The following is a 12751-nucleotide window of genomic DNA, read 5'->3' as shown; positions in this document are numbered from 1 at the left end:
CTCAACGTTCCTCGCACCCGGATTGTGGTGCGGGTCATTCCGTCGAGTCTTGGCCTGACGGGGTGCACAATCAATCACGCGGAAGCCCAGTAATCGAGCCTCGAGATTGGGCGCTGCGCCCAATATTGACTCGCGGGTAGGCAGCCCTTCGGCGGCCCTCGGGATCAGTCCCCGTCGAGGTCGAGTGCCGTGAGGGCGAGGGAGAGTTCCAGATATGAGCGCTGCCCCTCGAGCGGCCGCCCGAGCAATTCGGTGACGCGCTGCAAGCGGTTGATGACCGTATTGCGGTGGCAGTGCAAGCGGGTCGCCGCGTGGGCGGCCGAGCGGTTCTCCGCCAGCCAGGTCGAGAGGGTGCGCAGCAGGATCTCGCGTTCTTTCACCGGCAGCGCGAGCACCGGGCCGAGGGTGTGCTCGACCAGCAGTTCGCGCAGATCGGGGGAACGCACCAGCAGCGCTTCGGGATAGCGTTCGTCCAGGGCCATCAGCCCGGTCGCCGCGGGGGGCAGCGTCTCGAGGGCGAGCAGGGCCAGCGCGTGCGCGGAATTCACCTGTGCCAGACCGGGAACGGCGGGCGAGGCTCCGGCCCGGCCGCGCACCAGCGGGCGCAGCCGGTGCAGCACGGCCTCGGGATCGTGGCGTTCCAGTGAGACCAGCCCGATCGTGGTGTCGACCCGGCTGTGCCAGACCGAGCGAATTCCCCACGCGGACAGGGCGGTTTCCGGTCCGGCGAGCACGGCCCGGCCGTCCGCGCGGGCTTGTGCGGCCACCACCAGGTACGGCCCCTGCGCGGGCAGTTCCAGCTCGCGGGCGGCCCGGGCCGCGAAGGTGGCGTCCTGCGCGCGACCGCCCAGCAGGTCCTCGATGAGGGCGTGCCGGTGCCGTTCGTCGCGGCGCACCTGCTCGAGTTCGGTATTGCGGTAGGAGGTGACCAGCGCCGAGGACAATCCGTCGACCACCGCCCACATGGCGGTCCCGGCCTCGCGGATGTCCTGCGGTCCGACGCCATCGGCCTTGTCCAGCAGCGCTTCCCACACAATGCCGCCGCCGAGGCGGAAGGTGCGCAGCATGGCCTCCAGCGGGACGCCCTGTTCGGCGCGCTGCTTGCCGATCGCGGCCGCCACATCGTCGTGCTCCGGATCGCCGCCCGCGCCGGCGAGCAACTCCAGAATCCGGGTCAGATATTGGCGGCAGCCATCGCGCAGCTGGGCCCTGGGGACGGAGGTGTAGTCGGTCCATTCGGGGTTGTCGGTGAAGATCGCCGACAGCAATCGCTTGGTCAGCGCGGGGATATCGGCCCGGCGAGCATCCGCGAGCCTGCGGGTGCTGGGGGTCGAATGCGCTGGTAGCGGCGATGCCATGACAGCCAACCTACCGTTTGCCGGGCGGATCGAAACCGATATGACATTTTCATGCCGGGCGTCACGAATATGTACTACCGTCGAGAGGGTCAGCATCGGATGACCGGGGAACCTGCCATGACTCTCACCTACAGCTCCTATCTCGAGCTGCCCACCCTGCTCGGCGCCCAGCACCCCGTCAGCACACCCCCACAGCACGACGAAATGCTGTTCATCATTCAGCACCAGACCACCGAGCTCTGGCTCAAGCTGGTGCTGCACGAGCTGCGCGCGGCGCGGTCGGCATTCGAGGCCGATGAGCCGGAGGTCGCGCTCAAGGCCATTGCCCGGGTCAAGCACATTCAGCGAACGCTGACCGAACAGTGGTCGGTGCTGGCGACGCTGACGCCCACCGAGTACTCGCGGTTCCGGCGGTTCCTCGGGACGTCCTCCGGGTTCCAGTCCCATCAGTATCGCGCCGTCGAATTCCTGCTCGGCAATAAGAATCCGGCGATCCTGCCGGTCTTCGCTTCCGATGCGCGGGCCCGAGCGGAGCTGGAAGCGCTGCTGGCGGAACCGACTCTGTACGACGCGTTCTGGCGACATCTGGCGCGCACCGGGCTGGCGGTGCCCGAGTCGGCGCTGGCGCGCGATGTGGCCGCGCCGTATGCGCAGAATCCGGAGCTGCTGCCGCTGGTGAAGTCCATTTATCAAGCCCCGCAAGAGCATTGGCCGGTGTACGAGGCCTTCGAGGAACTGGTCGATCTGGAGGAGAACTTCCAGCTGTGGCGGTTCCGGCATCTGCGCACCGTGCTGCGCACCATCGGTGCCGCGCGCGGCACCGGGGGATCCAGCGGCGCCGGATTCCTGCAGCGCGCCCTGGACCTCAGCTTCTTTCCGGAATTGTTCGCCGTCCGCACCGAAACGGGGATCTGACGTGACCACGGCACCGACCGACTTCGCCACTCGCGCGAACACTCTCGACGCGCAGGATCCGCTGGGTGATTTCCCGCGCCGCTTCGTGGGCAGTGACGATCCGGAGATCGTCGCCTACCTGGACGGCAACTCGCTGGGCCGCCCCACCCGGGGGACCGCCGAGCGGATGGCCGCCTTCGTGACCGAGGCCTGGGGCGGACGGCTGATTCGCGGCTGGGACGAGGAATGGTTCGAGCTGCCGCTGACCCTCGGCGACCGAATCGGCGCGAGCCTGCTCGGCGCGGGCGCGGGGCAGACCACCATCGGCGATTCCACCAGCGTGCTGCTGTACAAACTGGCCCGCGGCGCGCTCGCGCTGCGGCCCGGGCGCACCGAGATCGTGCTGGATCGCGACAACTTCCCCACCGATCGCTATCTCATGGAAGCCATTGCCGCCGACCTGGGTCTCACGCTGCGCTGGATCGACGCCGACTTCGCGGGCGGCGTCACCGCCGGCGAAGTGGCGGGCGTGGTCTCCGAACGCACCGCTCTCGTCGTCCTCAGCCATGTCGCCTACCGCTCCGGTTACCTGCTCGACGCGCCCGCGATAGCGGCCGTCACCCACGACGCGGGCGCGCTGCTGCTGCTCGATGTGTGCCACTCGGTGGGCTCGGTGGAGATCGAACTCGATTCCTGGGGTGTGGATTTCGCGGCGGGCTGCACCTACAAATATCTGAACGGCGGCCCCGGCTCCCCCGCCTTCGCCTATGTCGCCGCCCGGCACCTCCCGCACTTCCGGCAGCCGATCTGGGGCTGGATGGGCCGCGAGAACCCCTTCGACATGGCTCAGGGCTATATCCCCGCCCCCGGTATCCGGCGGGTGCTCAGCGCCAGTCCCGGCATTATCGGCATGCTCCCGATCCAGGACATGCTCGACCTCATCGAGGAGGCCGGTATGCCCGCCGTGCGCGCGAAATCGCTGGCGCTCACCGCATTCGCCCTCGACCTCGTGCACGACTGGCTGATCCCGCGCGGCGTGACCATCTCCTCACCCCTCGATCCGGCCCGCCGCGGCGGCCACGTGACCATCGACCACCCCGCGTTCCGCGAGATCACCGCGCGACTGTGGCACCGTGGTGTGATGCCCGACTTCCGCCGCCCGCACGGCATCCGCCTCGGCATGAGCCCGTTGAGCACCACCTTCCGGGAAGTCCTCGCCGGTATCACCGCCATCCGCGATGAACTCGACGCGAGCTGACACCGCGCCCGCCACCGCGAGCGCCATCCTCGACGATATCGACGCCCGCCCCGGCAGCGTCACCTCCCTGGCCCGCACCATCCTCGGCCTCTACATCCGCGACCTCGGCGGCTGGATAGCCATCGCCGACTTCAGCGCCCTGATGGCCGGTCTGGGCGTCCCCGAACAGAGCGCCCGCACCGCCGTCGCCCGCCTCAAGGTCAAAGGCGTCCTCGACCCCGAAACCCGTTCCGGCCGCAGCGGTTACCGCCTCACCCCCGCCGCCGAGGCCATGTACACCCGCGGCGACCCCCGCATCTACGGCTTCCGCCAGATGACCGAATCCGATGCCTGGCACCTGATCTCCTTCACCATCCCCGAATCCGCCCGCCCCGCCCGCCACCAACTCCGCCGCCGCCTGACCTCCATCGGCTGCGGCACCGTGTCCCCCGGCCTCTGGATCTGCCCCCACTACCTGGCCCCCGAAGCCACCGCCATCATCACCGCCCTGGACCTGAACGACTACGTAACCACCTTCCGCGCAACCGATCTCACCATCCCCGACACCCCCCGAGCCGCCGCCGCCCGCTGGTGGGACCTAACCACCCTCGCGACGCTGCACCGCTCGTTCCTGCAAAACCACCACGCCATCACCGAGTCCGGTCACCTCACCGACGAACAAACCTTCCGCCTATTCGTCCCCCTCCTCGACGAATGGCGCACCATCCCCTACCTCGACCCCGGCCTCCCCGACTCCATGCTCCCCGCCGACTGGCCCGGCCCAGCCAGCGTCCGCCTTTTCGCCGAAGCCCGGAATCGCTGCCTGGAACCCAGCCGCCGCTGGGTCCGATCGCACACCCTCTCCTGATGAAATGTCGGTGGACTCGGGGCAGAACCATTCGTGTCCGCATTCGATCGCACGGCTGAATCGGTGCGGGGGACTCCACCCGGGCTGTCCCCGATTCCTGTGACATCGAGGATGAATTGTCTTGGACAGCAACGACTGTCGGGGCGGAAAGCGTAGGCGATGAGCTGGCGCAATGCAATGGCAGGGGGAAATGTGATTTGACACAAAGCTGTCCGGTTGCCGTGTGACTACTCTCGGGTAATCTACCGGCCAGTAGGCTGATCTGGATACGGGTCAGCATGCGTTCGAAGGACGGTCCGGTAGGCAGGTCGGATCGGGCACGGCAGGGTAAGGGGCAACGCAGCGTGATATCGGTGAGATGGTGTGGATTGTCGCCGGAGCGTTCGCGTACGTCCCGACCGCGGCTCCGTGTTCCCGGCGAATCGACGGCAATGGGCCGGAAATGAATGTTGCTGCGCACGCTCCGGTGTGGGGCGTGGCGTCGTAGCGGACTCGCGGGTGCATTCCCGCACATCACTTCTCGGGGGGATTCGAGTTTACCGAGGAGACTCAGTGTCTGACATTGCCATTGTCGGTATCGGATGCCGTTACGCAGGCGGCATCGATTCACCGGAATCCTTCTGGGAGTTCGTCGCCGGCAAGCGCGACGGCGTCGTGGACATTCCAGCGGAGCGATGGGATTACCGGCGTTACTACGATCCCGACAAGCGGACGCCCGGGCGCATGTACACCAAACGCGCGGCCTTCCTGACCGGTGACCCTTGGGAATTCGATCCCGACTTCTTCGGTATCTCGCCCCGCGAGGCGACCTCGATGGACCCGCAGCAGCGGGTGGTGCTCGAGGTGGCCTGGGAGGCCCTCGACGACGCCGGTGTCGCGGGCCGGGTCGCGGGCACGCCGCTCGGGGTGTTCGTCGGCGCGTTCACGCTGGACCAGCTCGCGGTCTCGGTGGCGGATGCGGCCCTGCCGCACGTCGACATGCACACCGCCGTCGGCGCGTCGTACACCATGCTGTCGAACCGAATCGCCTACGTGCTCAACCTCATCGGGCCCGCAATCACCGTCGACACCGCGTGCTCGTCCTCGCTGGTCGCCCTGCACCTGGCATGTCAGGCGATCGAGAGCGGCGACTGCGAGGTCGCGCTGGCCGGCGGCGTCACCATGCTGCTGCAGCCGGAACCGTTCGTCTCCATGTGCAAGGGCGGCTTCCTCGCCGCCGACGGCCGCAGCAAGCCGTTCGACGCCGCCGCCGACGGCTACGGCCGCGGCGAGGGCGCCGGCATGGTGGTGCTCAAGAAGCTGGCCGACGCCGAGCGCGACGGCGACCGGATCTACGCGGTGATCAAGGCGACCGGCTCGAACCAGGACGGCCGCACCACCGCCATCACCGTGCCCAATGCCGATCTGCAGGAGGAACTGGCGAAGACGGTGACCCGCCGCGCGGGCATCGAGCCGCACGAGGTCACCTATGTCGAGGCGCACGGCACCGGAACCCCGGTCGGCGATCCGCTGGAGCTGCGGGCCATCGGCCGGGCCTACGGCTGCGTGCCCGGCCGCACGGCCCCGGTGGGCGTCGGCTCGGTGAAGGCGCAGCTGGGCCACACCGAGGCGGCCTCCGGTATCGCGAGCATCATCAAGTCCGCACTGGCCATCTCGAAGCGGACGATCGCCCCGCAGGGCTGGCTGGAAACGCCCAATCCCGATATTCCGTTCGACGACCTCGGCATCAAGCTGCAGTTGGACCTGCAGCCGCTCGGCCCCGAGGTTGAGCGAATGACGGTGGCGGTCAACGGATTCGGCTACGGCGGCACCAACGCGCACGCGATCCTGCAGGAGTACGCGGGCACCGGATCCGAGCACGAACCGAAACACTTCGGCGTACTGCCGATCTCGGCGCGGTCCGAGCAGGCCACCCGTGAACTGGCCCAGCGCTTCGCCGAACTCATCGCCGACGGCGCCGATCCGAGCCACCTCGCCGAGGCGGCGTGGACCCGCCGTCAGCATCATCCGCTGCGCACCGCGGTGACCTTCGGCGACGACACCGAATTGGTGCGTGCCCTGGTGGAATTCGCCACCGGGTCCGGGCGCGGCGCCACACGGGTCGTGGGCAGCAAGGTCGCCGAGCCGGTCTTCGTGTTCACCGGGATGGGCCCGCAGTGGTGGGCCATGGGCCGCGAACTGCTCCAGACCGGTGGCACCTTCGCCGCCGAGGCGGCGCGGATCGACGCCGTGTTCCGGGAGATCTCCGGCTGGTCGATCGTCGAAGAGCTGCTGCGACCCGAAGACGAGTCGCGCGTCACCGAGACGGCGGTCGCCCAGCCCGCCAACTTCCTGGTGCAGGTCGCGCTGTTCGCCCTGCTCCGCGAGCTCGGCGTGGCGCCGGCGGCGGTGGTCGGCCACAGCGTCGGCGAGGTCTCGGCCGCCTACCTCACCGGCATGCTCTCCCTGCGCGACGCCCTGCTGGTCAGCTACCACCGGGCGCGATTGCAGGCCACCACCGCGGGCTCCGGCGGGATGCTCGCGATCGGGTTGTCCGAGGCGGCCGCGCGGGAACTCATCGACGGCGACGACCTCATCGATATCGCGGCGATCAACAGCCCGACCGCGGTGACGCTGGCCGGCGACGAGCAGCGGTTGGACCAGATCGCGGAAAGCCTCACCGCACAAGGGATTTTCGCCAAGCGGCTACACGTCGAGGTGCCCTATCACAGCTACCTGATGGAGCCGATTCTCGACGAATTGCGCACCGCGCTGGCCGATCTCACCGTCTCGAAGCCCACTGTCCCGCTGTACTCGACGGTCACCGGCGCACCGGTGACCGAGGCGGACTGGGACGCGGAGTACTGGTGCGGGAACGTCCGCCAACCGGTTCGCTTCGCGGACGCCATCACCGCGCTGGTCGGTGCGGGCAGCCGGGTGTTCCTCGAAGTCGGCCCGCATCCCGTGCTGGCCGCCAATATTCGCGAAATCCTGCTGGCCGCGGGCGAGACGGGCACCACCGTCGCCACGCTCAACCGGAAGCAGACGGACGCGGACAGCATCCGGCAGACCATTGCCGGGCTCTACACCGCGGGCGTGCTCGACATCGACGCGCTGTTCGCAGGAACCCCGGTCACCCCGCACATCGGCCTGCCGCGCTACCCGTGGCAGCGCACCCGGCTGCGCAATGAGATCCCGGAATTCCGGCAGCGCCGGCACGGCACCCCCGGCGCCTACCCCATGCTCGGGGATCCCGATCTGGACAACCCGTCGACGGTGTGGACGATGCAGCTGAGCGTGGCCGCGCTGCCGTGGCTGGACGATCACGTGGTCGGCGGCGCCCGAATCCTGCCCGGCGCAGCCTATTTGGATGCCGCGCTGAGCGCGCTGGCGCTGCGCACGGATACCACCCGGGCCGCCGTGGAGGACGTGCATTTCGTCGCCCCGCTGATCATCGACGAGGGTGAGGCGCCGATCGTCGAACTCCGCGTGGAAGAGTCGACGGAGCGGTTCACCATTCGCTCCCGTGGCGCGGCGGGCACGGTCTGGACGGTGCACGCCACGGGACGGTTGATCGCCGGCACGTTCGAGCCCACCAAGGTCGATGTACCCGATATCGAGGAGATGCAGGAGGTCGACCCGGCGGCGTTCTACACCGGCCTGGCGGCCCGGGACCTGTACTACGGCCCCGCATTCCAGCGCGCGACCTCGGTGCGGATCTCCGGCGCCACGGTCGTGTCGACCCTGGACGGCAGCATTGCCCGCGACTCCGGCCATTTCGCGCATCCCTGCGTCGTGGACGCCGCATTGCAGAGCGTGGCCGCGCTGCTGGCGGGCACCGGTGCGAGCGCCGAATTCAAGACCGGCGGCGCCCAGGACGGCGCGATGGTGCCGGTCGGCGTTGCCGAAGTCCGTGCGTTCGCGGCCATTCCGGACGAGGTGACGGTAGTGGCGCGCCTGGATGCCGCCAGCGCGCAGCCCACCGCCGATATCGACCTGCTCGATGCCGAGCACAATGTCGTCCTGCAGATCATTGGCATGCGGTTCGGTTCGATCGCGCCCGGACGCGGTCCGCTGCAACGGATGTCGGACTTCTTCTACGAAGACCGCTGGGAGCTGCGGGATCCGGTCGACACCACCGGGCTGCCCACCGCCGCCACCGCGTTCACGCTGGTCGTCGAACTCGGCGCCGCGGCCGGGGAACGCGCCGCACAGGTGGCGCGAACCGCTGCCCGCGCGGAGGTGCTCGCGGTCGGCGACCCGGCGCGCACCGATCTGGAAGACGTGCTGCGCGAACGGCTTTGGGCCGCGGCGCGGCTCGATGGGGTCGAGCGCGTGCACGTGGTCGTCGTGGCCGGCTCGGAGTACACGGACATGGACAGTCTGTGGACGCTGCGCAGGCTGGCCGTCGCCGCGGACGAATTCCTGGACGCGTGGCTGGATGAGCGCGGCGACGAGACGTCGATGACCGGCGACGGGTCGATCCACATCACCCTCCTCACCGAGCAGGCCTTCGCCCATCCCGAGGGCGACGCCCTGCCGAACCCGGGTCATGCCGCACTGGCCGGCGCTCGCCGGGTGCTGCTCAATGAGCAGCTGCGGCTGCGCTGGCGGCTCGTGGACGTCGAATCCGAGGTCACCGACGCCGATCTCGCGGCCGAGCTCGCCATCCCCGGCGCGTTCACCTATGACAACTCCGACGAGGTGTTCCTGCGCAACGGCCTGCGCTGGGTGACCGTCGTCGACGCCTCGCTGCCCGGCCGGATCGAGGCCCTCGATGAGGCCACCCCGCTGGACGATCCCGAGGCGAACTTCACCCTGGAGGTCCCCAAGTCGCGGGTGCTCTCCCGGCTCGGATGGCGCCGCTGCGACCGGCGGGCCCCGGAGGCGGGTGAGGTCGAGGTGCGCATGCGGGCCATCGGCCTCAACTACAAGGACCCGCTCAAGGTGCTCGGCGTATTGAGCGAACGCGACCTGACCGGCACCTTCTTCGACACCACGCCCGGCATGGAAGGCACGGGCACGGTGGTCCGGGTCGGCGCGGGCGTCACCGATCTCGCCGTCGGCGACCAGGTCATCCTGGTGTCGAAGGGCCTGATGAGCCGCTTCCACACCACCGAGCGCGATCTGCTGTTCCCGGTCGACGCCGCCGCCGAACCCGGCCATTGCAGCAGCAATACCGCGTTCTCCACCTCCGAGTACGCGCTGCTCGAGCTGGCCCGGTTGCAGCAGGGCGACGTCGTGCTGGTGCACGGCGCGGCCGGCGGTGTCGGCGCGGCGGCGGTGCAGATCGCCAAGCTGCACGGCGCCGAGGTGATCGGCACGGCCAGCACCGACGAACGGCGCGCCTACGTGCTCGCCCAGGGCGCGGACCATGTGCTCGACTCGCGGTCGCTGAACTTCGCCGACGATGTGCTCGCCCTCACCGACGGCCGCGGCGCCGATGTGGTGATCAGCACCGCGCCGGGTGAGATCCTGCGGCAGAACTTCAAGGCCGTGGCCGAATTCGGGCGGATCGTGGAGATCGGCAAGGCCGACATCTACACCGGCGGCATGCTCGATATGCGGCACTTCGACAAGAACGTCTCCTATCACTCCTTCGATTTGGATCGGATGCTGGCGCGGCGGCGCCGGGCCACCGTGGAGCTCGGGCAGCGGGTCAATGCGAAGCTGGACGCGGGAACCTATCGGCGGCTCCCGTACACGATGTACGAAACCAATGATGTGGCACGGGCATTCGAGGACGTCGCACGCTCGAGCCAGCTCGGCCGCATTGTGCTGAGCCTGGAAAGCGATGCGCCGCTGGTGCGTCCGCAGATCCCCGAGGTCATCGTGGATCCCGCGGCGCGGTACCTGATCACGGGCGGCTTCGGCGGCTTCGGCCTGGCGATCGGCCGCTGGCTGGTCGGCAAGGGCGCTACGCGTCTGACCCTGCTCGGCCGCGGCGGCGCCCGGACCGAAGCGGCCCGGCGGCAGCTGGCGGCCTGGCAGGCGATGGGCGTCGAAGTGGTCACCGAACTGGTCGACGTCACCGACGCGGCGGCGATGGCCGCGGTCGTGGGCCGGGCGCACCACCCGGAACATCCGCTGAAGGGCGTGTTCCACACCGCGGGAATCGTTGACGACAAGCGCATTTCGGTGATGGACCGGGACAGCCTGGCCTCGGTGTTCGGCCCGAAGATCGACGGCGTGCGCGCGCTGCTGCACGGAATCGACACCGCCGGAGCCGAACTCGACATGTTCGTGCTGTTCTCCTCGGGCAGCGCGATCTTCGGCGGCATCGGCCAGTACTCCTACACCGCGGCGAATATCGCCTTGAACGCCGTGGCCGACCGGATCGTCCGCGGCGGCGGGAACGCGCTCGCCGTCGGCTGGGGGCACATGTCCGGCGGCGGGATGGCCGAGGCCGACGAGAACCTGGCGCGCTATCTGATCACCACCGGGTTCGACACCGTCGACATGGACGAGGGCACCGAATTCCTGGAGGCGGCATTGACTCTCGGCCTGCACCATCAGGCCGCGATCATTCCCGTCGACTGGGGCAAGGTGGTCGCCGGCGGACCGCACTTCGCGCGGACCGGCCGGATGATCGAGCAGATCGCGGCCTCGGCCGAGGACGATTCGGCCGCCTCGCAGCTGGTTTCGGCGCTACGCGAGCTCGACGAGGGCAAACGCCGGGACGTGGTCGCGCACATGCTCGCCGAGCAACTGGCGGTGGTCATGGGTGTCGCCGCGGATTCGATCGACCTGACCGTGCCGGTGCCGGAGCTCGGGCTCGACTCGCTGATGGCGGTCGAGTTCAGCGCCCTGGTGACGAAGGCGCTCGGTGTCGATCTGACGACGTTGAAGATGGGGCGCTCGTTCACCCTGGAGCAGGCGGGCGCTCAGGTCGCCGAATTCTTCGTCGCGGGCACCTCCGCGGCCGGCGCGCAGCAGGGCGGGGTGATCGCATGACCGAGTCGGCACGCGATCTGGCCCGGAAACTGCTGGCAGGCAATGCGGCAACGCCTGCGGCGGGTGCGAGCATCCGCCCGGCCGGTGCGAGCGGGACCGCGAACGGCGCGAGTACAGCGCCGCGGCCCGCCGTGTCGGTGGCATCCACGTCACCGGCCGCGTCGGCCCCGAGAGCGCGCCGGGGACCCGGCCGTCAGTTCGCCGATCACCCGGAAGTCGCTGCCGCCGTGCGCAAGTGGGCGGCCATCGATGCGATCACCGCGCAGTCGGATATGGCGAACCCGCTGTTCCTGCCGCGGAACAGCCCCAACGACACGGTGATCCGGGCGCTGGACACCGAGCTGGTGAACTTCAGCGCCTACAACTACCTGGGGCTGGCCAACCATCCCCGGGTGATCGAGGCCGCCAAGCAGGGCCTCGATCGGTACGGTGCGTCGGCCGCGGCCAGTCGCATTGTCGCGGGCGAGATTCCGCTCTACGGCGAGCTGGAGCGGCGCCTGGCCGAGATCTACCAGGTCGGCGACGCGATGGTGACCACGAGCGGCTACCTGACCAATGCGGGCGTCATCGGCTTCCTGCTGGGCGAACGCGACGTGGCCATCTGCGATGCGCTGATCCACGGCAGCGTCGTCTCCGGTACGCAGTGGGCCGGATGCCGCCGGATCAACTTCCGGCACAACGATCCCGAATCGCTGCGTTCGGTGCTGCGCATGTCGCGGTCGGGCTTCGATCGGGCGCTGGTGGTGATCGAAGGTCACTACAGCATGGACGGCACCGTGGGCCGGGTCGACGAATTGGCGGCCGTCGCCAGGGAATACGACTGCGCGGTCATGGTCGACGAGGCGCATTCGTTCGGTGTGTTCGGGGCGCACGGGTTCGGCATGCGGGAGCACTTCGACATGGCCGGCGCCGATGTCGACATCTGGATGGGCACGCTGTCGAAGGCGCTCGGCAGTTGCGGCGGCTTCATCGCCGCCGACGCCGATCTCATCCGAGCGATGAAGGCGAGCGCCCCCGGCGTCGCCATGCTCACCGGAGGCCCTGCGCCGTCGACCATTTCGGCGGCGCTGGCCGGTCTCGACGTACTCACCGAGGAACCGCAGCGGGTCGCCCGGCTGTGGCACAACACCACGCTGTTCAATACGGCGCTGCGGGAACGCGGCATCGACCTCGGGGTGTCCCAGGGCACCCCGATCTGCCCGGTGATCGTGCCCGGCGAGATGCGCGCCGGATTCGTCTCGGCGACGCTGCTGCAGCGCGGGGTGTACGCGGGCGCGATCTCGGCTCCCGCGGTACCGGTCGGCAAGGAGCGGCTCCGGTTCTTCGTCACCTCGGAACACACGGAGCGACAGCTCATCTCGACCGCCGACCTGCTGGCCGAGACCATTGCCGAGGCGGCGCGGATCCCGGAGCACGCGGCCGCGGTCTGAGCGCGGCCGCGGCGGAATGAACATTTGGACC

Annotated in this window: 6 protein-coding genes; 5 read left to right on the top strand and 1 reads right to left on the bottom strand. The window is 69.1% G+C overall.

What is annotated here, in order from left to right; genetic code table 11:
* Window positions 1-164: 164 nt before the first annotated feature.
* A complete protein-coding gene (locus ACFVIV_RS34640; RefSeq protein WP_379203803.1) occupies window positions 165-1358 on the bottom strand; it encodes a PucR family transcriptional regulator in 1194 nt (397 codons plus the stop codon).
* A gap of 117 nt (window positions 1359-1475) precedes the next feature.
* On the opposite strand from ACFVIV_RS34640, the gene ACFVIV_RS34635 reads away from it, so the two are divergent.
* The 5 genes from ACFVIV_RS34635 to ACFVIV_RS34615 all read left to right on the top strand — a co-directional run bounded on the left by ACFVIV_RS34635 (window position 1476) and on the right by ACFVIV_RS34615 (window position 12720).
* Window positions 1476-2273 (top strand): tryptophan 2,3-dioxygenase, encoded by a 798-nt coding sequence (locus ACFVIV_RS34635; RefSeq protein ID WP_379203801.1) that lies wholly within the window; start codon window positions 1476-1478, stop codon window positions 2271-2273.
* 1 nt (window position 2274) lies between these two features.
* Window positions 2275-3510, top strand: a complete 1236-nt coding sequence (locus tag ACFVIV_RS34630) for a kynureninase (RefSeq protein ID WP_379203799.1) — start codon at window positions 2275-2277, stop codon at window positions 3508-3510.
* On the top strand, window positions 3491-4357 hold the full coding sequence (locus ACFVIV_RS34625) for a PaaX family transcriptional regulator C-terminal domain-containing protein (protein WP_379203798.1): 867 nt from the start codon (window positions 3491-3493) through the stop codon (window positions 4355-4357). Before ACFVIV_RS34630 ends, ACFVIV_RS34625 begins: the two co-directional genes overlap by 20 nt.
* A 552-nt stretch (window positions 4358-4909) precedes the next feature.
* Window positions 4910-11290: a type I polyketide synthase gene (locus ACFVIV_RS34620; protein ID WP_379203796.1), complete on the top strand. Its 6381-nt coding sequence runs from the start codon at window positions 4910-4912 to the stop codon at window positions 11288-11290.
* Window positions 11287-12720: an aminotransferase class I/II-fold pyridoxal phosphate-dependent enzyme gene (locus ACFVIV_RS34615; RefSeq protein ID WP_379203794.1), complete on the top strand. Its 1434-nt coding sequence runs from the start codon at window positions 11287-11289 to the stop codon at window positions 12718-12720. Before ACFVIV_RS34620 ends, ACFVIV_RS34615 begins: the two co-directional genes overlap by 4 nt.
* The last annotated feature ends 31 nt before the right edge of the window (window positions 12721-12751 follow it).

This window comes from Nocardia sp. NPDC127526 (genome assembly GCF_042672265.1).
GTDB lineage: Bacteria > Actinomycetota > Actinomycetes > Mycobacteriales > Mycobacteriaceae > Nocardia.
Note: the sequence above shows the minus strand (reverse complement) of the source record. Positions and strands in the feature narration are given on the sequence as shown.

Excerpts from the sequence above, each read along its gene's own strand:
- ACFVIV_RS34635 (WP_379203801.1), top strand. The coding sequence starts at position 1,476 with ATGACTCTCACCTACAGCTCCTATCTCGAGCTGCCCACCCTGCTCGGC.
- ACFVIV_RS34615 (WP_379203794.1), top strand. The coding sequence starts at position 11,287 with ATGACCGAGTCGGCACGCGATCTGGCCCGGAAACTGCTGGCAGGCAAT.
- ACFVIV_RS34625 (WP_379203798.1), top strand. The coding sequence starts at position 3,491 with ATGAACTCGACGCGAGCTGACACCGCGCCCGCCACCGCGAGCGCCATC.
- ACFVIV_RS34640 (WP_379203803.1), bottom strand. The coding sequence starts at position 1,358 with ATGGCATCGCCGCTACCAGCGCATTCGACCCCCAGCACCCGCAGGCTC.